At 71.1% G+C, this 23,238-nt stretch carries 19 protein-coding genes and 1 tRNA gene; 8 read left to right on the top strand and 12 right to left on the bottom strand.

The window, feature by feature from the left end; all coding sequences use genetic code 11:
- Window positions 1–30 precede the first annotated feature (30 nt).
- From NR111_RS03925 to NR111_RS03915, 3 genes are all read left to right on the top strand, one after another.
- Window positions 31–834 carry an inositol monophosphatase gene (locus NR111_RS03925; protein WP_067712379.1) on the top strand — a complete coding sequence of 268 codons (804 nt, stop codon included), beginning with the start codon at window positions 31–33 and terminating at the stop codon, window positions 832–834.
- Between the two features lie 119 nt (window positions 835–953).
- On the top strand, window positions 954–2,360 hold the full coding sequence (locus NR111_RS03920; protein ID WP_119191991.1) for an acyl-CoA dehydrogenase family protein: 1,407 nt from the start codon (window positions 954–956) through the stop codon (window positions 2,358–2,360).
- Window positions 2,361–2,409: 49 nt separating this feature from the next.
- The gene (locus tag NR111_RS03915) at window positions 2,410–3,615 is read left to right on the top strand and encodes an acyl-CoA dehydrogenase family protein (protein WP_253003332.1); all 1,206 of its coding nucleotides are present in this window, start codon (window positions 2,410–2,412) and stop codon (window positions 3,613–3,615) included.
- 81 nt (window positions 3,616–3,696) lie between these two features.
- Here the strand turns inward: NR111_RS03915 and NR111_RS03910 are convergent, their stop codons facing one another.
- The 3 genes from NR111_RS03910 to NR111_RS03900 all read right to left on the bottom strand — a co-directional run bounded on the left by NR111_RS03910 (window position 3,697) and on the right by NR111_RS03900 (window position 5,463).
- The gene (locus tag NR111_RS03910) at window positions 3,697–3,876 is read right to left on the bottom strand and encodes a hypothetical protein (protein ID WP_143337698.1); all 180 of its coding nucleotides are present in this window, start codon (window positions 3,874–3,876) and stop codon (window positions 3,697–3,699) included.
- Between the two features lie 106 nt (window positions 3,877–3,982).
- Window positions 3,983–4,693 (bottom strand): peptidase S1, encoded by a 711-nt coding sequence (locus tag NR111_RS03905; RefSeq protein WP_067712365.1) that lies wholly within the window; start codon window positions 4,691–4,693, stop codon window positions 3,983–3,985.
- Between the two features lie 155 nt (window positions 4,694–4,848).
- A complete protein-coding gene (locus NR111_RS03900; protein WP_185951401.1) occupies window positions 4,849–5,463 on the bottom strand; it encodes a TetR family transcriptional regulator in 615 nt (204 codons plus the stop codon).
- Window positions 5,464–5,640: 177 nt separating this feature from the next.
- On the opposite strand from NR111_RS03900, the gene NR111_RS03895 reads away from it, so the two are divergent.
- Window positions 5,641–6,768 carry an acyl-CoA dehydrogenase family protein gene (locus tag NR111_RS03895; RefSeq protein ID WP_306227143.1) on the top strand — a complete coding sequence of 376 codons (1,128 nt, stop codon included), beginning with the start codon at window positions 5,641–5,643 and terminating at the stop codon, window positions 6,766–6,768.
- Between the two features lie 16 nt (window positions 6,769–6,784).
- Here NR111_RS03895 and NR111_RS03890 read toward each other — a convergent pair whose 3' ends face one another.
- The 6 genes from NR111_RS03890 to NR111_RS03865 form a co-directional block, all read right to left on the bottom strand.
- Window positions 6,785–7,927 carry an FAD-dependent oxidoreductase gene (locus NR111_RS03890; RefSeq protein ID WP_256819921.1) on the bottom strand — a complete coding sequence of 381 codons (1,143 nt, stop codon included), beginning with the start codon at window positions 7,925–7,927 and terminating at the stop codon, window positions 6,785–6,787.
- A 53-nt stretch (window positions 7,928–7,980) separates the two neighbouring features.
- Window positions 7,981–8,787: an enoyl-CoA hydratase/isomerase family protein gene (locus NR111_RS03885; protein ID WP_241504367.1), complete on the bottom strand. Its 807-nt coding sequence runs from the start codon at window positions 8,785–8,787 to the stop codon at window positions 7,981–7,983.
- Between the two features lie 2 nt (window positions 8,788–8,789).
- Window positions 8,790–10,244 (bottom strand): aldehyde dehydrogenase, encoded by a 1,455-nt coding sequence (locus NR111_RS03880; protein WP_119191984.1) that lies wholly within the window; start codon window positions 10,242–10,244, stop codon window positions 8,790–8,792.
- Window positions 10,245–10,482: 238 nt separating this feature from the next.
- A tRNA-Met gene (locus tag NR111_RS03875) sits at window positions 10,483–10,559 on the bottom strand.
- Window positions 10,560–10,672: 113 nt separating this feature from the next.
- The gene (locus tag NR111_RS03870; protein ID WP_173674774.1) at window positions 10,673–13,735 is read right to left on the bottom strand and encodes a UPF0182 family protein; all 3,063 of its coding nucleotides are present in this window, start codon (window positions 13,733–13,735) and stop codon (window positions 10,673–10,675) included.
- Window positions 13,736–13,801: 66 nt separating this feature from the next.
- The gene (locus NR111_RS03865) at window positions 13,802–14,863 is read right to left on the bottom strand and encodes a S16 family serine protease (RefSeq protein WP_256819920.1); all 1,062 of its coding nucleotides are present in this window, start codon (window positions 14,861–14,863) and stop codon (window positions 13,802–13,804) included.
- Between the two features lie 78 nt (window positions 14,864–14,941).
- Here NR111_RS03865 and NR111_RS03860 point away from each other — a divergent pair, with 78 nt between their 5' ends.
- Window positions 14,942–16,363 (top strand): zinc-dependent metalloprotease, encoded by a 1,422-nt coding sequence (locus NR111_RS03860; RefSeq protein WP_206474593.1) that lies wholly within the window; start codon window positions 14,942–14,944, stop codon window positions 16,361–16,363.
- 141 nt (window positions 16,364–16,504) lie between these two features.
- Here NR111_RS03860 and NR111_RS03855 read toward each other — a convergent pair whose 3' ends face one another.
- Window positions 16,505–17,053, bottom strand: coding sequence for a M48 family metallopeptidase (locus NR111_RS03855; RefSeq protein ID WP_241504364.1), 549 nt, complete (start codon window positions 17,051–17,053; stop codon window positions 16,505–16,507).
- A gap of 270 nt (window positions 17,054–17,323) precedes the next feature.
- Between NR111_RS03855 and NR111_RS03850 the strand changes: the two genes are divergently transcribed.
- Window positions 17,324–18,382, top strand: a complete 1,059-nt coding sequence (locus NR111_RS03850; protein ID WP_253003328.1) for a hypothetical protein — start codon at window positions 17,324–17,326, stop codon at window positions 18,380–18,382.
- An 8-nt stretch (window positions 18,383–18,390) separates the two neighbouring features.
- On the top strand, window positions 18,391–19,707 hold the full coding sequence (locus tag NR111_RS03845; RefSeq protein ID WP_256819919.1) for an AarF/ABC1/UbiB kinase family protein: 1,317 nt from the start codon (window positions 18,391–18,393) through the stop codon (window positions 19,705–19,707).
- A 39-nt stretch (window positions 19,708–19,746) separates the two neighbouring features.
- Here the strand turns inward: NR111_RS03845 and NR111_RS03840 are convergent, their stop codons facing one another.
- Window positions 19,747–21,888, bottom strand: coding sequence for an ATP-dependent DNA helicase UvrD2 (locus NR111_RS03840; RefSeq protein WP_256819989.1), 2,142 nt, complete (start codon window positions 21,886–21,888; stop codon window positions 19,747–19,749).
- A 96-nt stretch (window positions 21,889–21,984) separates the two neighbouring features.
- On the opposite strand from NR111_RS03840, the gene NR111_RS03835 reads away from it, so the two are divergent.
- Window positions 21,985–22,263, top strand: a complete 279-nt coding sequence (locus tag NR111_RS03835; protein WP_132063690.1) for a mycoredoxin — start codon at window positions 21,985–21,987, stop codon at window positions 22,261–22,263.
- Window positions 22,264–22,306: 43 nt separating this feature from the next.
- Here the strand turns inward: NR111_RS03835 and nudC are convergent, their stop codons facing one another.
- Window positions 22,307–23,233 (bottom strand): NAD(+) diphosphatase, encoded by a 927-nt coding sequence (nudC, locus tag NR111_RS03830; RefSeq protein WP_206474589.1) that lies wholly within the window; start codon window positions 23,231–23,233, stop codon window positions 22,307–22,309.
- Window positions 23,234–23,238 lie beyond the last annotated feature (5 nt).

The raw sequence follows: 23,238 nt of genomic DNA, 5'->3' as shown, positions 1-23,238 counted from the left end.
GCGACGACCAAGCGGAGGAAGTGAACGTCCATGGACACCCGCCACCCGGGCCCCCTGCACGACGAGTCCACCGGGGGGATGACCGACGCCGATCTGGCCGCCCGCCTCGTCGTCGACGCCGGAAACCTCGCGCGGCGACTGCGCGAGGACGGGCTCGACGTCCGCCGCAAGACCTCCGTCTCCGACGTGGTCACCGAGGCCGACGACGCGGCCGAGCGACACATCACCGCACTCCTCGCCGAACACCGCCCGTCCGACGGCGTCCTCGGCGAGGAGGGCTCCCTCGTCACCGGCGACGGCGAACGGCGGTGGGTCGTGGACCCGGTGGACGGCACCTACAACTTCGTCTCCGGCTCCGACTACTGGTGCTCGGCCGTCGCGGTCACCGGCGGTGACGACTACCTGCTCGGGGCGGTCCACCGACCCGTCACCGGGGAGACGTTCGTCGGCGGCTCGGACGTGCCGACGCGCCGCAACGGGGTGCCCGTCGCGCGCCTGGCCCCCGGGGACCTGGCCGCCGGCAGCCTCGCCACCTACCTGCACCCGCCGTTCTTCGACGATCCCCATCTCGCCGAGCCCTTCCACCGCGTGAGCCGCGGCGCGGCGACCATCCGGATGCTCGGGTCCGGGTCCGTGGACCTGGCCTCCGTTGCGTGTGGGATCCACACGGTGTGGTGCCAGCACTCCTGCCCCGAGTGGGACTGGCTACCCGGCCGCGCACTCGTCGAGGGGGCGGGCGGGGTGTGCGCGACCGTCGAGGTGGGCGGCTACGACTGGTTCGTGGCCGGTCGCCCGGGTGCGGTCGAGCAGGCGGTCGACCTCCTGCGCGGCTGACACCACCCCTCCCGCCGGCGGCAGGGACGTGTTCGAGGAAAGTGTGGCGCTCGGAACTTACTCCGAAGTAAGGTGTCGGGGACAGCACAGTCCACCGTCCGTCACGAGAACAGCTGGTGATGATGAGCAAGAACCCCACAGCCCCGTCCACGACCGGACGCGCGGAGACCTCGACACCGGGCAAGAACCCCGCGCGCATCGACGCGATCGGCGCCGCCATGCGCGCGCTGACCACCATTACCGGGTCGGAGTTCGCCGAGCGCTTCGGACTGCGGCAGAAGGTCGACCGGGTCACCTACGAGGCCACCAAGACCGGTTTCAAGACCCTCGGTGCCGCGACCAAGTCGTTCAAGAAGGTCACCGGCGGCGGCGCACCCAAGCGCCTTCCCGACGCCGACTCCGAGGCCCGGCCCGACCTGTTCGACCTCACGCTGGACGAGGACCAGCAGATGATCTCGCAGACCGTGCGAGAGTTCGCCGCCGAGGTCATCCGGCCGGCCGCGCACGACGCCGACGCCGCCGCCGAGGCACCCGCGTCCCTGCTCGAGCGCTCGGCCGAGATCGGCGCCACCATGCTCAACGTCCCCGAGGAGTTCGAGGGCATCGCCTCCGAGCGCGGCGTGGTGACCAACTCGCTGGTCGCTGAGGCCCTGGCCTACGGCGACATGGGTCTGGCCCTGCCGATCCTGGCCCCGTCCGGCGTGGCCACGACCCTGACGCAGTTCGGCTCGGACACCCAGCAGAAGTCGTACCTCCCGGCGTTCGCCTCCGAGCAGGTCCCCGCGGCCGCCGTCGTGGTGGCCGAGCCGCGGCCGCTCTTCGACCCGTTCCGGCTCGAGACCACCGCCACCCGGACCGCCGGCGGGTTCACGCTCAGCGGCGTCAAGTCGATGGTGCCCACGGCCGGCAGCGCGGAACTCTTCGTCGTCGCCGCCTCGCTCGACGGCGCGCCGACCTTCTTCGTCGTGGAATCCGACACCGACGGACTCGTGGTGGAGGCCGACCCGTCCATGGGCCTGCGCGCCGCCGGCCTCGGCCGACTCGTCCTCACCGACGTCTCCCTGCCCGCCGACGCCATCCTCGGCGGCCCCGACGTCTCGCCGGAGGACCGGTCCTCGGCCTACGCCGACGTCATCCGCCTGTCGCGACTGGGCTGGGCCTCCCTCGCCGTGGGCACCTCCCACGCCGTCCTGGACTACGTGACCCCGTACGTCAAGGAGCGCCAGGCGTTCGGCGAGCCCATCGCGCACCGCCAGGCGGTCGCGTTCGCCGTGGCCGACATGGCCACCGAGCTCGACGGCATGCGCCTGGTCACCTGGCGCGGCGCCGCCCGCGCCGAGCAGGGACTGTCCTTCGCCCGCGAGGCCGCGCTGGCCCGCAAGATCGCCGCGGACAAGGGCATGAAGATCGGCCTCGACGGTGTCCAGCTGCTCGGTGGCCACGGGTTCACCAAGGAACACCCCGTCGAGCGGTGGTACCGCGACCTGCGTGCCGTGGGAGTGGCCGAGGGCGTGGTGGTCCTGTGACCTCCGCCCATTCCGCCACCCTCCCGAACCGGACCAAGGACCTGAAGCGATGATCAACCTCGAACTCCCCAAGAAGCTGCAGGCGGGTGCGAACCAGGCCCGCCAGGTGGCCACGCAGATCTTCCGACCCGTCTCCCGCAAGTACGACCTCGCCGAGCACGAGTACCCCGTCGAGCTGGACACCCTCAAGGCCATGATGGAGGCCATGGAGGACGCCGGTCAGGCCGCCTCCGGCGCCACCATGGGATCCGGCGGCGCCCCGAAGCGGGAGGGAGTGTCCAACGGCGGCAACATGAAGTCGCTGCTCAACATCATCGAGACCTGCTGGGGCGACGTCGGCCTCACGCTGTCGATCCCCCGTCAGGGCCTGGGCAATTCCGCGATCGCCGCCGTGGCGAACGACGAGCAGATGGAGAAGTTCGGCCGGGTGTGGGCCTCGATGGCCATCACCGAGCCCGACTTCGGGTCCGACTCGGCCGCCGTCTCGGCCACCGCGCGACTGGACGGTGACGAGTACGTCATTAACGGCACCAAAATCTTCGTGACGTCGGGCGCCCGCGCGGACCACATCGTGGTGTGGGCGACCCTCGACAAGAGCAAGGGCCGCGCCGCGATCAAGTCCTTCGTCGTGCCCCGCGACCACCCCGGCGTCTCCGTGGATCGGTTGGAGCACAAGCTCGGCATCCGGGCCTCGGACACCGCGCAGATCACGTTCGACGACTGCCGCGTGCCGAAGGAGAACCTCCTGGGCGACCCGGAAGTCCGCGTGGACAAGGGCTTCGCCGGCGCCATGCAGACCTTCGACAACACCCGTCCGCTGGTCGCCGGCATGGCCGTGGGCGTCGCCCGGGCCGCGCTCGAGGAGATCCGGACCCTCCTCGAGGAGGCCGGTATGGAGATCGACTACGACCGTCCGGCCACCAGCCAGCCGGCCGCTGTCGCCAAGTACCTCGAGCTCGAGGCCGACTGGGAGGCGTCCTACCTGCTCACGCTGCGCGCGGCGTGGATGGCCGACAACAAGATGCCCAACACCAAGGAGGCGTCGATGTGCAAGGCCAAGGCCGGGCGCACGGGTTCCGCCGTGACCCTGGGCGCGGTCGAGCTGGCCGGCAGCTACGGCTACTCCGAGCGCAGCTTCCTGGAGAAGTGGTCGCGCGACTCCAAGATCCTCGACATCTTCGAGGGCACGCAGCAGATCCAGCAGCTGGTGATCGCGCGCCGCATCCTGGATCTGTCCAGCGCCGAGCTCAAGTGAGCTGACCCCGGCGCGATCACCGCACTGAGCGGCGCCCCCGCGGACATCCGGTCCGCGGGGGCGCCGCCCATTTCAGCCGGTTCACTCCAGCCGACTGCGCGGCGCCCACGACATGATGGTTCCGCACTGTCGGCAGATGTGGACACGGTGACCGTGGTCGAGACTGCCGCTGCGACCGGCATCCCAGCCGACGAGGACCCGGTCGGGCCCCAGCTCGTGGCCGTACGGGCAGTGGGTGGGCGCGTCCTCGGTCCAGAGCATGGAGCGGACGGTAGCGACGGGGTCGGACACAGACGAGGGCCCGGTACCGACCGCGTCGGTACCGGGCCCTCGTCCGCCCCTCGCCCACGGGCGGGGTGCCGGGCGATCAGGCCATCCGGAAGCCGCTCCCCGGCCAGTCGCGCGCGGTGGCGTCGGCGACGATCGCGTCGAACGAGTACGCCACCGCCGGCAGGAAGAACGGGGTCTGCGCCGGGTGGATGCACGAGGGCAGGATGGGGCCGATGCTGCCGGCCGATCCCGCGTCCGGCGGCATGTGCCCGCCGGAGAGGAGCCCGACGAGACGCCCCTCGCGGGTCACGGGGCCACCGGAGTCGCCGTAACCGGCACAGGTGTGGGTCCAGAACCGGTCGCCCTCGCGCTGCCAGGTGATGCCACAGGTGTGTCCGGTGGTCAGTCCGTCCTTGCAGACGACGTCACCGAACTGCGGCGCGGGTCCGCGGCCCACGATGCCCGCCTGTCGGACGGGGACGGCGACGCCCGGGTCCAGACGGATCACGGAGTAGTCGAGGATCTCGTTGCGGGTGGCGATGGTGCCGATCACGCCGGCACCCGGGTCGTCCCGGAGGATCACCGGGGCGTCGATCCGCTCACTGCAATGGGCGGCGGTGAACGCGACCGGCGCTCCGGAGTCGTCGTACCCGGCGGCGGTGATGGTGCATCCGGCCACTCCCCCGACCAGAACAGGGGTCGCGCCCCCGACGGGCACGGCGGCCTGGGCAGCTGCGGGCGCCATCAACGTGGCGGCACCGGCCATCACGGCCGTCGCGGCGAGCTTCGCCACACGGGTGAGCCTCATGAACGTGTCCTTCCCACCCCGGGCGGACTGCCCGGGTATACGCCCTCGACAGCGTAGCGGCGATCAGCCGCCGGTGCACCACGCGCGGGCCGGCCGGAGCCCCACCACCCGTGCGGCGCTGGTCCCGTCACGTCGGATCCGGGCCGATCCCCCGGTCAGCGGCCTTCGACGATGATGCGGGTGGAGGGCCGCTCGTCGGGGTCTCCGCCGATCTGCGCCCAGACCGCCGCGACGACGGGTTCGAGGAACAACTCACCCACCTGGCCCATGAGCGTGCGGACCACCTGGACCTTGTCCGACGCCCGCGTCGAGGCGTGGCCACCGCGCCGCAGACTGTCGACCTCCCTGGTGGTGAGCTCGACGATCGCCTCGAGAAGCGGGACACCCCGGCCGTCGGGTTCGAGGAGGGCCCGGTTGATGTACTTCACCAACATCGGGTTGCGCTCGAGCATCTCCCGCACCGCGGCGTCGCGGGCCGCCACGACCTCCGCTGCTGATCCGGAGTGCTCGACCGTCGCCAGTGCGGCGACCACCTGCTCCACCACGAGCTCGTCGACGGCGCGACGCAACCCCTCCTTGGTGCCGAAGTGGTGCTGGATCAACCCGATGGTGACCCCCACCCGGGCGGCGACCCGTCGCATCGAGACCCGGTCCTCGCCGTGATCGGAGTAGAGCTCCAGCGCCGCATAGCGGATTCGCGCGCGGGCGGTGAGGTCACCGTCGGCAGAGCGCGGGACACCGTCCCCCGACCCGGGTTCCGTTGCGCTCACTCGCCCCACCTCGTCTCGCCGCGACGTGCGACGCCCGAGGGCGCCGCCGGAAGGTCGACCATACACATGCATGTCAGACAATGCAGTTGTATGGTGGGATCGTCATGGCCGTCAACCGGCCCCGTCCCATCGCTGGAGTCCCCCGTGCTAGAGACCGCCCCCTTCCGATCCCCGTGGATGACCGACGATCTGGATGCACTGCGCGCCCACACGCGTGCGTTCCTGGAGAAGGAGACCGTCCCGCACCTCGAGCGCTGGGCGGAGCAGGGCGCCGTCGACCGTGAGTTCTGGAACAAGGCCGGCGACGCGGGCCTGCTGTGCATCTCCATCCCGGAGGAGTACGGCGGTGGCGGCGGCACGTTCGCCCACGAGGCCGTGATCGCCGAGGAGCAGACCCGAGCCCTCGACGACGGCTGGGGCAATTCGGTGCACAGCACGATCGTGGCGCACTACATCCTCCAGTACGGCACGGAGGAGCAGAAGCAGCGCTGGCTGCCGAAGCTGGCGACCGGAGAGATGGTCGGCGCCATCGCGATGACCGAGCCGGGCGCCGGGTCGGATCTGCAGGCGCTGCGCACCTCGGCGGTGCGCGACGGCGACGACTTCGTGGTCAACGGCGCCAAGACCTTCATCTCCAACGGCATGCACTGCGACCTGCTCGTCATCGTCGCCCGCACGGGCGGCGAGGGCGCGCAGGGCCTGTCCCTGCTGGTCGCGGAGACCACCGACCTGCCCGGCTTCGACCGCGGCCGCAAGCTCGACAAGATCGGCCTGAAATACCAGGACACGATGGAGCTGTTCTTCGACGACATGCGCGTGCCCGCCGGGAACGCCCTGGGTGGCGAGGAGGGCGTGGGCCAGGGGTTCATCCAGCTCATGCAGCAGCTCCCGCAGGAGCGCCTCATCATCGCTGTGACAGCGGTCGCGGCGGCCGAGACCGCCGTGAAGCTGGCGACGGACTACGCCAAGGAGCGCGAGGCGTTCGGCAAGCCCATCCTCAAGTTCCAGAACCTGCGTTTCGAGCTGGCCGAGTGCAAGACCGAGGCGCTCGCCGCGCGCACCCTGCTGGACCACTGCATCACCCTGCATCTCGAGGGTGAGCTGGATCCGTCGACGGCGTCGATGGCCAAGTACTACTGCACCGATAAGCAGTGCGAGATCATCGACCGCTGCCTGCAGGTCTTCGGTGGCTACGGCTTCATGACGGAGTACCCGATCGCCCGCATGTACGCCTCGGCCCGCGTGCAGAAGATCTACGGCGGCACCAACGAGATCATGAAGGAGCTCATCTCACGGACCCTCTAGAGGTCGTCCGCGACAACTAGAGCTCGGCGACGATCGCCCGGACGGCGTCGCGGCCCGCCCGGTTGGCCCCCACGGTCGACTGGGACGGGCCGTAGCCGATGAGGAACAACCGCGGCTCGTCGAGGGCCCGTCCCTCCGCCACCCGGATGCCGCCCTCCGGGGTGCGCAGCCCCAGGGGCGCCAGGTGGGCGACCGCGGGCCGGAACCCGGTCGCCCACAGGATGACGTCCGCCGGTTCGTGTCGCCCGTCGGGCATCCGCACCCCGCCGGGTTCGATGCGGGTGAACATGGGGTGGCGGACCAGGACACCACGCTCGTCGGCGCGCTCGATCCACGGGGCGCGGTACATGCCGGTGACGCGGATGATGCTCTGCGGGGGCAAGCCCTGCGCGGTCCGCTCGGCGACCCGGTCGATCGCGGCGGAGAAGTTCTCCGGCGCGGGATCCGTCTCCCATTCGATCTCCCGCCTGGTTACCCAGAGGGTGTCGGCGACGCGCGAGATCTCCTCGAGCAGCTGGGTGGCGGAGATGCCGGCGCCGACGATCACGACGCGCTGTCCGGCGAACTCCTCGGCGTCGACGTAGTCGTGGACGTGGAGCTGTCGGCCGCGGAACGTCTCCTGGCCGGGGTAGTACGGCCAGAACGGTCGGGTCCAGGTGCCGGTGGCGTTGATGACGTAGCGCGCCGCCCAGGCCTCAGGGCGGGTGTCACCGCCTGGATCGGTGACGACGACGAGGTGGTCGGACTCCGGCCCGTCCCGCCCGGGCGTGGGTCTGCGGACCGAGCGCACGCGGACCGGCCGCCGGACGTCGAGCCCGAATCGGTTCTCGTAGTCGGCGAAGTAGGGCGGCAGGACGTCCCGACTCGGGGCGGTGCGGTCGACATCGGGGACGGGTCGGCCCGGCAGTTCGAAGATGCCGTTGACCGTGCTCATGGTGAGGGATTCCCAGCGGTGCCGCCAGGCCCCGCCGGGGGCGTCCTCGGCGTCGAGCATGACGAAGGTGCGCTCCCCCGCCTCGGCACGGCCGACCGGCGCGAACCCCCGCCGCCTGAGGTGGTAGCCGGCCGACAGTCCGGCCTGGCCGGCGCCGATCACCACCACGTCGACCGGACGGGTGGGGCTCTCCTGATCGGGCGTCACGCCACCATGGTGGGCCATGCGGCTCCGGCGAGGACGGGCGGGCGGGCGCGGGATCGTCGCAGGCGCCGGGGTCAGGACCCGTCGGGTAACGAGGCGAAGTCCGGCGTGCGCCCTTCGGCGAATGCCGCCAGCGCCTCCGCGTTCGCCGGCCCACCCATGAGGTCGGCGAATGCCCGGTTCTCCCGTTCGCGGGCGTCTGCGATCTGGCGCGTCAGTGGTTCGGTCATCGTCCGCTTGACCGCCCGCAGACTCGAGATCGGGAGCCGCGCCAACCGTGCGGCGTGCTCGCCGGCGACCTGCTGGAGTTCAGCGGGGGCGCACAGCCGCCAGACCAGTCCCATCTCGTGGGCCTCGCGGGCCGTGATCCACTCCGAGGACAGCAGGGCCCACGCGGCGTTCTGCCGACCCACCAGCCTGGGCAGCAGGTAGCTCGACGCCGCCTCGGGCGCCACCCCCAGGCTCGTGAACGGGCACTTGAGCCGGGCGTCGTCGGCCATGAACACCAGGTCGGCGAACCCGATGATCGTCATGCCGATACCCAGTCCGAGCCCGTTGATCGCGAGGACCAGCGGCTTGTCGAACCCGGCGAGCGCGTCGACGAGTCCCAGGAATCCGTGCTCGCCGGGGACGAAGTCGGGGTTGGTGATCCGCTCACCCATCTCCAGCAGGTCGGTGCCCGCGCTGAACGCCCGGCCCTCACCGGTGAGCAGGACCACCGCGACCGTGGGGTCGGCGGCGGCGTCGTGCAATGCCTCGGTGACCGCGTCGTACAGCGCCTCGTTGAAGGCGTTGAGGGCATCGGGGCGCGCCAGGGTCAGGGTGCGGACCCGATCTGTGTCCCGTACCGACAGGCCCGTCGTCCTCTCGTCCCCCGCCACGGTCAGCTCTGCTCAAGGTAGACGGACTTGAGCTCGGTGTACTGGGCCAGCCCCTCGGGGCCGAACTCGCGCCCCACCCCGGATGCCTTGAAGCCGCCGAACGGGGCGGAGAAATCCATCGTGTAGGTGTTCACGCCGTAGGTGCCGGTCCGGACCCGTCGCGCGACGCCCAGCCCTGCCTCCCGGTCGGCGGTCCACACGGTGCCCGCCAGTCCGTACTCGGAGTCGTTGGCGATCCGGACGGCGTCGTCGACGTCGTCGTAGGCGATCACGGAGATGACGGGGCCGAAGATCTCCTCCTGCGCGATGCGCATCGAGTTGTCGACGCCACCGAAGACCGTGGGTCGTACGTACCAGCCGGTGTCCAGGCCGTCGGGGCGGTCGGAGCCCCCGGCGAGCAGCGTCGCACCCTCCTGCTGCCCGATCTCGATGTAGGAGTTCACCCGCTCCTGCTGGCGACGGGCGACCATCGGCCCGATCTCCGTGGCCGGGTCGAGCGGGTCCCCCACCACCATCGACCCGATGCCGTCGGCCAGCGCCTGTGCCACCTCGTCGTGGCGGTCGCGACTCACCAGCACCCTGGTCTGTGCCACGCACGCCTGGCCGGAGTTCATCACGCCGACGAACTTGAGCCCCTCGACCACGGTCGTCAGGTCCGCGTCGTCGAGCACGATCGCCGCGGACTTGCCGCCCAGCTCGAGGGAGCAGCGCTTGAGCTGCTCGCCGCAGATCGCGCCGATTTTCCGGCCCGCCGCGGTGGATCCGGTGAACGCCACCTTGTCGATCGCGGGGTGCCGCACCAGGTGCTCGCCCACCTCGCGGCCGCCGGCGACGATGCTCACGACGCCCTCGGGCACGCCCGCCTCGATGAGCAGTTCGCCCAGCAGGTAGGTGTCCAGCGGCGTCTCCGGCGCCGGCTTGACCACGATCGTGCACCCCGTCAGCAGGGCCGGGATCAGCTTGGACAGGACCGTGAACTGGGGGACGTTCCACGGCGGGATCGCCGCGACCACGCCCACGGGCTCGTGTCGCACCAGCACCTCCCCGCCGAGGACGCCGGGGCGGGTCTCCTCCCACGGGAATTCACGCGCGATGGTGAGGAAGGCCTCGATCTGCATCCACGGGGCGGGCGCCTGGGCGAGCTTGCTGAACGAGATCGGGGAACCCATCTCCGTGGAGATGACGGTCGCCATGTCATCGAGCTTCGCCGCGTACAGGGCGGACAGCCTGGCGACGACCTCGATCCGCTCGTCGGGGCTCATGCGGGGCCACGGGCCGTGGTCGAAGGCCTCGCGCGCGGCGGCCACCGCGGCGTCCATGTCCGCCACCGAGCCCTCGGGCACGCGGGCGACGACCTCCTCGGTGTGCGGGCTGATCACCTCGATCACGTCATCGGTGGCGGGGGAACGCCACTGGGTGCCGATCAACAGGGCATCGCGGTCGAGTGAGGTGGTCATGTGGCTCTCCTGCCGTCACGGGGCGTCGTCGTGGCCGCATCGGACATGCGAACAGACACCTGTCCACCATACGAGGACCGAACCGCTGCGTGGGCCGGAACACGAGGACAGGCGCGACGAGCGCTCCGGAGGCAGCTACGTTGTCCGCACTCCCGACCACGGCGTCGGCAAACTCGAACGAGACGACTCCAGAAATGACCTCAGGCCCGGCTCCCTCTCGGGAACCGGGCCTGGTGCGTGGTAGCGGGGACAGGATTTGAACCTGCGACCTCTGGGTTATGAGCCCAGCGAGCTACCGAGCTGCTCCACCCCGCGTCGTTTGCGTCTATGACACTACGTGCCACTCACCGGGCATTGCAAATCGGTGGACGCCGAACGACGAGAAGATGACGCAACTCATACCCTCGCACTCAAAGCCGCAGGTCGACTCAGTTCCCGAGGCCCTGATAGGCGTCGACAGCGGCCTGCAGGTCCTCGAGCGCCTGCCCCAGATCGGAGAGGTCTCCCCCGCTCTGAGCGGAGCGGACCGCGTTCAGCGCCGAGTTGAGCTCACGCACGGCGGACGCCCGCTCGGCGTCGTCAGCGCCTCCCCCGGTGGCCGGCGACGACGGCCGCGGAGCGGTGCCCTGCGCAGGCCGCGCGGCGCCCTCCTCGGCCTCGGCCTCCGCCTCACCGCTCTCGTCGATACGCACGACGTCCGGGTCTGCCTCGATCCCGACCTGCCGCAACGCCTCGTAGAGCGTGGGCGCGTAGCCCACCGCACGGTCGTACGAGACCATCACCCGCAGCAGCCTCGGGAACGCGGAGTCCTGGTCCTTGCGCTGGGTGTAGATCGGCTCCACATAGAGGACCGAGTCGTCCGCCAACGGCAGCGCCAGGAGATTGCCCTCCGTGATCTCGGCGGTCTCACCCCACAGTCGGCGGTCCTCGGCGATCGCCGGCGAGGCGATCATGATGTCCTGCGCCTGGTTCGGGCCCTGGGAGAGCGGCTCCGTGGGCCGCTGGACCCGCACCGTGATCTGTCCGTAGGTCTCGGGGTCCGAGCTCGCCGTCATGTGTGCGGCGAGGAACTCACGCTCATAGCCCCGGAAGGCCGAGATCAGCTGGAACGACGGCTCGTCGGACTCCGGGTCAGTCGGATCGGAGGCCACCACGTAGTACGGCGGCTGGGCCGGCCCGTCACGGTCGACGGTCTGGGCGCCCGCGGGACCACCGGCGGGACTGCCGGCCGGACCACCGGCGGGGCCGCCCGCGGGCGGGCCCTGCGGGTTCTGGATCGACGAGGTCACCGTCGGATCGGACGGCACCGACCAGAAGGCGTCGTTGGTGAAGAACTGGCCCGGATCATCGACCTGGTACTTGGCCAGCAGCTCACGCTGCACCTTGAACAGGTCCTCCGGGTAGCGCAGGTGCTCCTCCAACTCCTCGGAGATCGCCTCACGTGGCTGCACGATGTCCGGCAGCGCCTTCATCCACGTCTGCAGCACCGGGTCCGACTCGTCGAACGCGTACAGGTCGACGGTGCCGTCGTACGCGTCGACGGTCGCCTTGACCGAGTTGCGGATGTAGGAGACCTCCTCGTCCGGCAGGACCCGACCGCTCGCGTCGTTGAGGGAGTCCGAGGTCATGGCCTCCAGCGAGCTGAGCTCGGCGTACGGGTAGGTCTTGAGCGTCGTGTACCCGTCGACGATCCACTTGATACGGCCGTCGATCACCGCCGGATAGGTGTTGGTGTCCGTGGTCAGCCACGGGGCCACCTTCTGCACCCGGTCCCGCGGGTCGCGGTCGTAGATGATCTTCGAATCGTCGCCGAGGATGCTGGACAACAGGATGTTGCGCTCGGCGAACTTGAGCGAGTAGGCGATACGGTTGACCCAGCCGCCGACCGGGACGCCGCCCTCGCCGGTGTAGGTGTACTGCTCGGTGTCGGTGTCGTACTCACGGGGCCCGTCGCCGTTGTCCCCCACGATGGCGTAGTCGGGGTCCGCCTGCGCGATGAGCGGACCGAAGTAGGTCCGCGGCTGGGTCACCGGGATCATCATCTCCTGGCCACTGGAGATGGCCTCCAGGTCCGAGACCTGGAAGTTCGGCAGGCCGCCGCGGTCCGAACCCGCGTCGTCGGCGATCTCGTTGACCCGGTTGGCCGGTGCGGCCACGAACCCGTTGCCGTGCGTGTACACCGTGTGACGGTTGATCCAGTCCCGCTGGTTGGCCTGCAGGGACTCGGGGTTGAGCTCACGCGCGGCCACGAGGAAGTCCCGCATCTCGCCGTCGATCGTGTAACGGTCGATGCCCAGCGTCTCGGGGAAACCGTAGAAGTTGCGCAACTGGTGCAGCTGGGTGAACGTCGGCGCCAGGACGTTCGGGTCGAGCACGCGGACGTTGGACAGTGTCGTGAGATCCGAGGCAGCCTCGCGGGGGTTCGGATCGGCCGCCCCCCAGTTGTCGATGTAGGTGACCCGCTCCTCACCGATGTCGTACGCGGCGCGCGTCGCGTCGATGTTCCGCGCGATGTACTCCCGTTCCTTCTCGGCACGGTTGGGCTTCACCGAGAACTGCTCGACGGCCAGCGGCCACGCCGACCCCACCACGAGCGCGGAGAACAGCAACAGGACGGTGGCCAGCGCGGGGATCCGCAGATCCCTGATCACGATGGCGGAGAAGAACGCGGCCGCGCACACCAGCGCCACCGAGAACATGAAGATCTTCGCCGGCATCAGGGCATTGACGTCGGTGTAGCTGGCGCCGGTGAACGTGCTGTTCTCGCTGAACAGCAGCTCGTAGCGATCCAGCCAGTACGCGGCGGCCTTGGCCAGCACGAACAGCCCCGCGAGGGTCACCAGCTGGATCCGGGCGGCGCGGGTGAGGGCACCCTCGCGCGCGCCGGGCCGCAGTCCGCCGAAGAGGTAGTGGGTGAACAGGTTGGCCAGGAAGGCCAGCACGACGGCCACCATGAGCCACGTGACGATCGCGCGCCACATCGGGAGCTCGAAGGCGTAGAAGGAGATGTCCAGACCGAACTGGGGGTCGGTCTCACCGAACGGCGTCGAGTTGAAGAACGCGAGCACGGTCTGCCACCCGGTCTGCGCGACCGACCCCGCCAGGATCGCCAGGACGACCGGGATCCAGAGCACGGTCCTGCCGGGTGAGGCCCCCATGGCCGCCCGGTAGCGGGCCAGCGCGTCCGGCATCCCCGCCTGCGCCAGGAACACCGGGCGGAACCGGTAGGCCAGCAGAATGCCGGCGCCCACCGCCAGGCCGACCAGGAGGGCGACCGCCACGAAAAGACCGAGCCGCGCCAGCAGCTCGGTCCGGAACACGCTGGTGGCGTCGACACTGCCGAACCACAGCCAATCCGTGTAGGCGGTGTTCAGCCTGGGCAGGACCTGGATGAGGAGGATGAGGACGACGACGGCGACTGCGACGGCCCGACCGCGACGAGAGATCGCGATCGGCCGACCGGGGGAATTGCCGGGTGGGCGGACGGACACCTGGAAAGCTCCTGCACTGCTGGGGCGGACATGCTCGTGACCCCCACCTTACGGAAAAGCCGCGCCTCAGCCGCAGGTCGGTGGCTGCCCCCCGGAAGCCGCCGACTCCAGCGCCTCCAGTGCGCCCTCCAGCGTCTCCACCTCGATCAGCCGGATACCCTCCGGCGGGTTCTGCACAGCCTCCGCACAGTTGGCCGCGGGGACCAGGAATTCGCTCACTCCCGCCTCGTGGGCCGCCCGAATTTTGTGCCGGATACCACCGATAGGACCCACCGTCCCGTCGGGACGGATGGTGCCCGACCCGGCCACCCGCGCGCCCCCGGTGGCCTCACCCGGCGACAGCTTGTCGACGATCGCGACGGCCAGCACCAGGCCCGCCGAGGGGCCGCCCACCGCGGGGTCCACCGAGATGTCGACGTCGGTACCGTCCGCCGGGGTGTCACCCACCAGGATGCCCAGTCGGCCCTGTTCGGGATCGCCGTCCGGTCCCGCGGACTGCAACGTCGCCGTCGTCGTCTCCTCACGGCCCTCACGGGTGAACCCGATGCGGACCTCGTCACCCGCGCGGCGCTCACCCACCCGGTCCACCACGGCCGTGGCGTCGTCGACGGATTCCCCGTCCACGGAGGTCAGCACGTCGCCCGGGCGCAGCCGCCCGGCGGCGGCGCCGTCCGGCTCCACCCCCTCGACGCGCGGCTGCATGGGGATTCCCAGGAAGCGGTACGCGGCGGCCTCGGCGGAGTTCTCCGAACCAACCATCTCCGCGGCATTCGACTCGCGCACCTCGTCGCGTGACCGGTCCGGCGGGAACACCTGGTCGCGCGGCACCACCACCTGCGCCGGATCCACCCAGAACCGCATCGCGTCGAGCAGCGTCAGACGATCACGGACCGCCACCGTCGTCATGAACAGGGACCCGGCGGTCTCGTCCGCCTCCCTGCCCGCCACGTCGACCACCGGAACCCGCTCCGTGTCGCCGCCCTCCGTCTCCACCTCCGCCGTACCGAAGGTGTCGTAGGTGGGTCCGGGACCCATCGACACCAGGGGGACGGTGGCCGACGTCGCCAGGACGAGCAGCAGCACCGCAGGTACCAGCGCGGCGAGAACGGTGAACAGGCGACGACTCACGGGGCAAGGGTAGACCGCACCCGCGGCCGGCCGCGTCGCGGCCGGACCCCCCACCCCTGCACGCTGTACCGTTGTGGCATGAACCAGCCCTTCGGTTTCTCCGCTTCCGACGACGACGGGCGCGACGACGACCGCGACCGCGGCCAGGGCGGTCCCGGCGGTCCCGGCGGCTTCGATCCCTCGCAGTTCGGCAATTTCGGCCAGATGCTCTCCCAGTTCGGACAGATGCTCGGCTCCATGGGGTCGGCAATGTCCGGACCGGGCAGCTCGGGCCCCGTGAACTACCAGCTGGCGCGGACGGTCGCCCTCCAGTCCCTCGGTCGTACGCCCGTGATCACCGATGCCTCGCGCACCGCCGCGCAGGAATCGGTCCGCCTGGCCGAACTGTGGCTCGACGAGACCACCCAGTTCCCCTCCGGTGTGCACCGCACCGAGGTGTGGACGCCCCAGCAGTGGGTCGAGCACTCCCTGCCCACCTGGGAGAAGATCTGCACGCCCGTGGCCGAGCAGATGAACTCGGCCACCAAGGGCGCAATGCCCGAGGAGGCGCGCCAGCTCGCCGGCCCGCTGCTCGGCATGCTCGACCAGATGGGGGGCATGGGCTTCGGCATGCAGCTCGGACAGGGGCTGGGCAAGCTCGCGCCGGCCGTGCTGTTCTCCTCCGAGGTCGGGATCCCGTTCGGCGACGACGGGGTGGCCGCACTCAGCCCGGCCGCGATCGACGAGTTCGCCGACGAGCTGGAACTGCCCCGGCAGGAGGTCGTGGTCTTCCTCGCCGCACGGGAGGCCGCTCACCTGCGGCTGTTCGCCGGCACCCCTTGGCTGCGCGCCCGGTTCCTGGCCACCGTGGAAGAATATGCGCGCGGCATCCGCGTGGACACCTCCGGGCTCGACGACCTCGCCTCCGGGCTCGACCCGTCCATCCTGCAGGACCCCGCCAAGCTCCAGGAGCTGCTCTCCGGCGGCGCCGGGGCGATCGGTCCCAAGGTGACCAACGTCAACGAGGCCGCGCTCGGCCGGCTCGAGACGCTGCTCGCGCTGGTCGAGGGCTGGGTCGACGCCGTCGTCGCCGCGGCGGTCGGCGACCGGCTGCCCAGCGCCGACAAGCTCCGCGAGATGTGGCTGCGGCGCCGGGCGACCGGCGGCGCCGCCGAACAGGCCTTCGCCTCGCTCGTCGGACTCGAACTGCGTCCACGCAAGGCGCGTGAGGCCTCCGAGCTGTGGCGCCGGGTCGGGGAGGCCGTGGGCACCGAACGCCGCGACGGGCTGTGGAGCCACCCCGACCTGCTGCCCGTCGGCGAGGACCTCGAGAACCCCGCCGCCGTCATCGACCGGCTCCTCGACGAGTCGACCGGGGACTCCAGCGGCGTCGACGAGATCGAGCGCTTTCTCCGCGAATCGGGTGGCGGGACCGGAGAGGCCGGCGGGACAGGCGACGGCGGACCCGAGGCCTCAGGCCCGAATGGCCCGGGTTCCGGCTCTGACGGCTCCGGCTCCTAAGGTTCCGGCTCCGAGGGGTCAGGCTCCGAGGGGTCAGGCTCCGAGGGTTCAGACTCCGGAGGGGTCAGGCTCCGAGGGTTCAGGCTCAGAGGGGCCGCACGACGGGGCCTGATCGGCGGGCGTCGTGACGGGCGGGCCGACCTAGTACTGGCCGGTCTCGTCGTCGTCGCCCTCGACCAGGTCGCCCACGCCCTCGCCGACGGTCCCCGGCCCTCCCCCGCCACCGGGGGCGTCCGACCCGGCCCCCTGCCTGAGCACCCGCGAGTAGGCCTCCAGGTACCCCATCGCCCGTTCGGTACGCGGATACCTGCGCACCACCTCCCAGAACTCGGGCGGGTGACCCCCGGGGACGACGAGGTGGACCAGCTCGTGCATCACGACGTAGTCCAGCACGTAAGCAGGCACGTCCCGCAGCGTCTCGCTGATCCGGAGCTCCCCGGAATCCGGTGAACAGGACGCCCAGCGGGTGGTCATCGCCGGCACCCACCGCACCGATGCCGGCCGCGCCCGACCCTCCAGCCACTTCGTCGACAGCTCCGTGGCGCGCCGCATCAGGTCCGCATCGGACGCCCGGTGACCCTTGCGGCGACCGGACCGGGCGAGCCGGCCGAGCATGTCGGTGATGAGACGTCGTTCCTCCGCGCGCGGCAGCCCCGCCGGCATGAGGACCACCACGGTCTCGCCCTCCACCCGAGCTGAGACCGTCCTCCTGCGGCGTGTGGAGCGGCGGACCTCGATCCGAGGATCATCAGGCTCGGTGGGTAGCGCCGGTGCCGGGCCCGGGCCGGGTGACGGTGGGCTCGCGGACGCGGCGGCGGGGCGTGGGGCTGGCGACACGCGGACCACGGTAGACCACCCGACACGGTGCGGTTATCCACAGGCGCCGACGAGACCGGGGCCTGTGGACAACGAGGCACGAGCAGCGTCCGGACACGGTCGTCGCGTGCCACGATGTGCCCCGTGACCCCAGTGACCGCTCCCGCCGACGACCCTCCACGCGCCGCCACCGAGGCCGGCACCGGAACCGCGGCGGTGGCGCCCGTCTCCCCGCGCACCGCCGCCCCCGTCATCGCCGCTCAGGCCGAGGCCCCGGTCTCCCGGGTCCGGGCCACCCTGCGTCCCGGCACCGTGGTCGTCGCGCGGGATGACCACACCGTCCAGGTGGGACTGGCACCTGACCGCGCGGTGGTGGTCGACGCCCCCGCCGTTGTGGGCGCCCGCCGCCTCACTGCACTACTCCGCGGCCTCGACGGCGGGGCCCATCTCGACGACGTGGCCGCCCGCGCGGGGATCGACGCGTCGGGGATGTCCACCGTGGCCCGGATCCTCGTCCACCTGGCCGACCTCGGTCATCTACGACTCGACCCGACGGAACCGGGAGCAGACACGGACGCAGACGCGCACGCGACGGGCCCCACTCCTAGGCCCGCGCCGGTGCGTCGGGTCCACATCCTGGGGGTCGGCCAGATCTCGGAGGTGCTTCGGGGGCCGCTGTCGGTCAACGGCTGTCGTGTGACCACCGGCCCCAGCCCGGGCTTGACGCTCGACGCCGAGCGGCCGCCTTGGTTCCGCCGGGGCAGGGCCCCCGACCTGGTCATCCTCACCGGCACCGTCTCGGTGGATCCGGTGGTCACCACCGCACTCGCCCGGTCCGGGCAGGCGCACATGCACGTGTACTGCCGGGACGGCCGTGTGGTGGTGGGCCCGACCGTGGTGCCGGGTGTCACCCCGTGTCTGCGCTGCACCGACCTGTACCGCGCCCGCCGGGACCCGCGGTGGCCGTTCGTCGCCGCGCAACTCATCGGACACAGCCCTGACGCGGCCGTTCCCGCCCTCACCGCCGCCGCAGCCCTGGTGCTGGCGGAGGTCGCCGCCAGCCGCGAACCCCGCACCAGGCTCCAGACCATCGGTGCCACCGTGGAGATCAATCCGTCCGAGGGACTGTGGCGCCGGCTCGAATGGCAGGCCGACGCAGGCTGCGACTGTGGCGCCGCCCCGCATGTCCGTCCTCTGTCATGATTGAAGGCGTGTCCGACCTACCCCGCACCTCGTCCCGCCGCGCAGCACGCCTCGCGGGACTCCCACTGGGCATCGCCGGTCGCGCCGCCGGTTCACTCGGTCGACGCGCCCTCGGGCGGGGTGACGGGGATCTGAGCGAGGAACTGGCCGGTCACGCCGCCGAGCAGGTCTTCGCCGTCCTCGGGGAACTCAAGGGCGGCGCCATGAAGGTCGGCCAGGCCCTGAGCGTGTTCGAGGCCGGGATGCCCGACAAGTACGCCGAGCCGTTCCGGGAGGCCCTCACCAAGCTGCAGGCCGAGGCTCCACCCATGCCCGCCGCCGAGGTGGAGCGGGTCCTCGACGCCCAGCTCGGGCTGCGCTGGCGCGAGCGGTTCGCAGAATTCAACGGTGACGCCGCCGCGGCCGCCTCCATCGGGCAGGTCCACCGCGCCGTCTGGTCCGACGGTCGGGAGGTGGCCGTCAAGATCCAGTATCCCGGCGCGGACGAGGCCCTCCGCTCGGACCTACGGCAACTCCGGCGACTGGCTCCCCTGTTCCGGCCGCTCAACCCTGGCACCGACATCAGGGGCATCATCGATGAGCTCTACGACAGCACCGTGAGCGAACTCGACTACCGCGCGGAGGCCGACACCCAGCGGGTGTTCTCGGCCGCCTATCGCGACGATCGCCTCGTCCGGGTGCCCTCTGTGCTGGCCTCGTCGCCGAAGGTGCTCGTTACCGAATGGGTGGACGGGCGGGCCCTGAGCCGTATCTCCAGCGACGGCACCCCCGAGGAACGCAACCGGGCCGGCGAGCTCCTCACCGAATTCCAGTTCAGTTCCCCCACCCGTGCCCGGATGATGCACGGTGATCCCCACCCCGGTAATTTCCTGCTCGCCGATGACGGTCGGCTGGTGGTCCTGGACTTCGGCGCGTCGATCCCGCTGCCCGAGGGCGTGCCCGAGGTCCTCACCTCCATGATGCGGCTCGCCCAGGCCGGCGATTCCGCGGAACTGGTCCGGTTGATGACCCGGGCCGGATACGTCGGCCGGAACGGCCTCGACCCCGCCGACGCGATGGCGTTCCTGAACCCGTTCATCGAGCCGATGCGCGAGCCTGTTTTCCACTTCAGCCGCGCGTGGATGCAGAGCATCATGTCCGTCTACGGGGACGTGTCGGGGCGGGAGTTCCGGACCTCCCGCTCGTTCACCCTGCCGCGCGAGTACGTCCTGATCCACCGGGTGCTGTCCGCGTCGGTGGGCATGCTGTGCCAACTCGAGGCGTCCGCCCCGTACCGGGAGATCGTGCAGCGCTGGATGCCGGAGATCTTCCCCGACGAGGGCTGACCGGCCCCCGGCTCGGGGATCCTCCCGCGCGGCGCGGGTTCAGGTGGCGCGGATTAGCCTCAGCACGTCGTCGCCGTACTCGCTCAGCTTGTGCGCCCCGATCCCGCCGATCCGGCCCAGTGCGCGGGTGTCGGCGGGCCGCTCCCGGGCGATCTGGGCGAGCGTGTCGTTGGTGAACACCGTGTAGGCGGGTTTGCCGATCCGTTCCGAGGTCTCCTTGCGCCAGTCCCGCAGTCGTTCGAACAGGCCGGTATCGACCTCCACCGAGCATTCCGGGCACAGCCCGAGCGCGCGGTGCATGGGCCCGGTGAGCTTCTCCCCGCACCCGCGGCACCGTCCCTCGTCCGAGGTGTCGGTGGACCCGCGCGGTCCGACCGGGGACTGGGCCGGGCGAACGGGGTCGAGGAAGCGGCTGGGGCGTCGGCTGGCCCGGCCACCGGCGCGTCGACTCCGACTCCACGACACCGTCAGGTGCTCGCGGGCGCGGGTGACGCCCACGTAGAGCAGGCGCCGCTCCTCCTCGATCGCGTCCGGTCCGGCGTTGATCGCGTGGCTGATCGGCAGACTCCCCTCGTGGACTCCGATGAGGAACACCGCGTCCCATTCGAGCCCCTTGGCGGCGTGGAACGACGCCAGCGTCACACCCCGCTCGTCCGGGGCGTGACGTGCCGCCGCCCGTTCTCGAAGCCCCGCGACCACCGGTAGCAGGCCCTCGCGAGCCTCGGCCGTGGCGATCTCCTCCGCGAGACCCACCAGCGAGTTCAGTGCGTTCCAGGTCTCCCTGGCCTGGGCACCGGACGGCTCGGCGGCGGTGAGACCGAGGGGCTCGAGCGCCTGCCTGAGGACTGCGACGATCTCCGTGGGGTCCGACAGCTGGGAGTACGCCTGCGCCCGCGCCTCGTCCGAGCCGTCGATCAGTCGGTCGATCGCCGACATGGCCCGACGGACCACCGGCCTCTCGAAGAAGCCCTCTCCCCCTTTGAGCCGGTATCCGATCCCGGCCTCGTCCAGGGCCGCCTCGACCCGCTCGGACTGGGCGTTGATGCGGTACAGCACCGCGATCTCCGAGGGGTCCATCCCGCCGTGGACGAGATCGGCGACGGCCCCCGCCACCGCCTCCGCCTCGGCGTCCTCGTCGGGGTACTCGGCGAGGACCGGCTCGGGGCCCGGCGGCCGCATTCCCCGCAGGGTGAGCCCGGCGCTGCGGAACCGGCCGCTGCCGGCGCTGATCACCGCGTTGGCCAGGTCCACGACCTGAGGCGTGGAGCGGTAGTCGGACTCCAGGCGCACGACGGTGGCACCCGGGTAGCGGTCCGCGAAGCCGAGCAGGAAGTCCGGTTCTGCGCCGGCGAACGAATAGATGGTCTGGTTGACGTCACCGACCACCGTCAGGTCGTCCCTCCTGCCCAGCCACGCGGTGAGCAGCCGTTGTTGGGCCGGCGTGACGTCCTGGAATTCGTCGACGACGAAGCAGCGGTAGCGGTCCCGGAACTCCTCGGCGATCGCCGGGACCTCTTCCACGAGTTCGGCCATGTGGCTCAGGAGATCGTCGAAATCGAGCATCCGGACCGGTCCGGAGACCTTGAGGTCCTCGTATGCCCGGAACGCGCGCGCGACCTCGGGGGCCGGCACCGGCAGGTCGCGACCCAGTGCGACGGCCTGCTCCGCGTACGTGTCCGGGGTGAGCAGGCTGGACTTGGCCCAGCCGATCTCGGTCAGCACGTCGCGGATGGTCTCCGTGGCGGGGTCCAGGCCGACCCGGCGCACCGCCTGGGCGACCGCGCGGAACTGCCCGTCCAACAGCTGCCAGGGTTCCTCCCCGTACACCCGTGGCCAGAAGTACGACAGGTTCCGCAGGGCGGCCGAGTGGAAGGTCCGGGCCTGTACGGGTCCCGTCCCGGCGTCCGCGACTCCCAGCCCCGCCAACCGCATGCGCAGCTCCCCGGCGGCGCGGGCGGTGAACGTCACCGCCAGCACCTGGTCACCGCGGACGTGCCCGGTCGTGACCAGGTGGGCGATACGCCTGGTGATCGTGCGGGTCTTGCCGGTCCCGGCGCCGGCGAGGATGCACACGGGACCCCGCGGGGCCAGCACGGCACGGCGTTGCTGCGGGTCGAGACCCTCGAGGGCCGACTCCGCACCGTCTCCCCGTCCGCGACCATCTCCCCGTCCGCGCCGCATGTCACTCACGCACCCATCGTGGCATCCGCCTCCGACATCGCGTCCGCGGCCTCCCCCCGGGGATGATTCCCGCGGTCGTGCGCGTTACACCCCGTCATGAGCGATGTGACGACGAACGACGATGCCGGCGCCCTGACCCTGTACACCACCACGTGGTGCCCCTTCTGCACGCGGCTCAAGAAGCTGCTGGACGAGAAGGCGATCGGCTACACCGAGGTCGACGTGGAGGCGGACGCCGATGCCGCCGCTTTCGTCGAGAGCGTGAACGGCGGCAACAGGGTCGTCCCTACGGCGCTGTACTCGGACGGCACCACCGCCACCAATCCCACGGCCTCGCAGGTGCGCGCCAAGCTCGCCGAACTCGTCGGGGCCTGACGCGCTCGTCCGGGCCGGGGGGCGACGCCGGGCACCAGCACCCTCAGGCGTCGGTGTCGCCGTCGACCGCTGCGACCCAGGACTGCAGCATCACGTGCGCGATGGAGACGGCCGGCGCCACCATGAGGTCGCCACGGCCGGCCAGCGCGTCACGGACCCGGCCGACGTCGAACCACGCGGCCTCACTGATCTCCTCGTCCTCGAGCACGATCGGAGCCTCCGGGTCGCCGATGGCGTGGAATGCGACCATGAGGGACCGGGGGAACGGCCAGGGTTGGCTGCCCAGGTAGCGCACGCGGTCGACGACCACGCCCACCTCCTCGGCGACCTCACGTCGAACGCAGCCCTCCAGGGACTCCCCCGCCTCGACGAAACCGGCGACGTGCGAGTACATGCCCTCGGGCCAGATCGGCTGGCGGGCGAGGAGCACTCGTCGTCCCCCGTCGTGGACCAGACAGATCACGGCGGGGTCGGTCCGTGGGTACTCGAGGCCACCGTGGAACGGGTCCTCGATCGCCCATCCCGCGTCGACACGGCGCGGATGGTGGGTGCGTTCGCGGCCGCGGACGTTGTCGCGATGCCACCCGAGTAGGGCCATGGCCTGGGAGGCCAACGACCCGTCACCCTCGACGAGGTCGGCCCCGCACGAGCGGAGCGACGTCACCGCGGGCTCGGCGGGGAGCTCGTCGACCGGGACCGCCCAGATGTGCCGGGCGTCCTCGGTCCTCCCGAGGAACACCGCCTCCTCGGGGAGGGAGTCCGCGAGGTCCAGGGCGGGCTCCAGGCGGATCCGCTGCCGATCACCGGGCGCCGGCTCGACGGCGAACCTGTTGCGACGGTCCACCTTCATGACGCGAGCCGTCGCCCATCCCCTGGTCAGTTCGTCGGTGTCCTGCCGCAGGGGCGCAGCCCTGTCGGGTGCCGCCACCGCGAGCACCGGGTCGGAGTCGAGGGTGAAGTCCAGCGGCATCGTGT

The organism is Dietzia sp. Die43, assembly GCF_024519835.1.
Classification (GTDB): Bacteria; Actinomycetota; Actinomycetes; order Mycobacteriales; family Mycobacteriaceae; genus Dietzia; species Dietzia kunjamensis.
The sequence above is the reverse complement of the archived record's forward strand: the minus strand, read 5'-3'. Positions and strand labels throughout refer to the sequence as shown.

Coding starts and splice junctions, on each gene's coding strand:
- NR111_RS03925 (WP_067712379.1), top strand. CDS start 31: ATGGACACCCGCCACCCGGGCCCCCTGCACGACGAGTCCACCGGGGGG.
- NR111_RS03920 (WP_119191991.1), top strand. CDS start 954: ATGATGAGCAAGAACCCCACAGCCCCGTCCACGACCGGACGCGCGGAG.
- NR111_RS03915 (WP_253003332.1), top strand. CDS start 2,410: ATGATCAACCTCGAACTCCCCAAGAAGCTGCAGGCGGGTGCGAACCAG.
- NR111_RS03910 (WP_143337698.1), bottom strand. CDS start 3,876: ATGCTCTGGACCGAGGACGCGCCCACCCACTGCCCGTACGGCCACGAG.
- NR111_RS03905 (WP_067712365.1), bottom strand. CDS start 4,693: ATGAGGCTCACCCGTGTGGCGAAGCTCGCCGCGACGGCCGTGATGGCC.
- NR111_RS03895 (WP_306227143.1), top strand. CDS start 5,641: ATGACCGACGATCTGGATGCACTGCGCGCCCACACGCGTGCGTTCCTG.
- NR111_RS03890 (WP_256819921.1), bottom strand. CDS start 7,927: ATGGCCCACCATGGTGGCGTGACGCCCGATCAGGAGAGCCCCACCCGT.
- NR111_RS03880 (WP_119191984.1), bottom strand. CDS start 10,244: ATGACCACCTCACTCGACCGCGATGCCCTGTTGATCGGCACCCAGTGG.
- NR111_RS03860 (WP_206474593.1), top strand. CDS start 14,942: ATGAACCAGCCCTTCGGTTTCTCCGCTTCCGACGACGACGGGCGCGAC.
- NR111_RS03840 (WP_256819989.1), bottom strand. CDS start 21,888: ATGCGGCGCGGACGGGGAGATGGTCGCGGACGGGGAGACGGTGCGGAG.
- NR111_RS03835 (WP_132063690.1), top strand. CDS start 21,985: ATGAGCGATGTGACGACGAACGACGATGCCGGCGCCCTGACCCTGTAC.
- nudC (WP_206474589.1), bottom strand. CDS start 23,233: ATGCCGCTGGACTTCACCCTCGACTCCGACCCGGTGCTCGCGGTGGCG.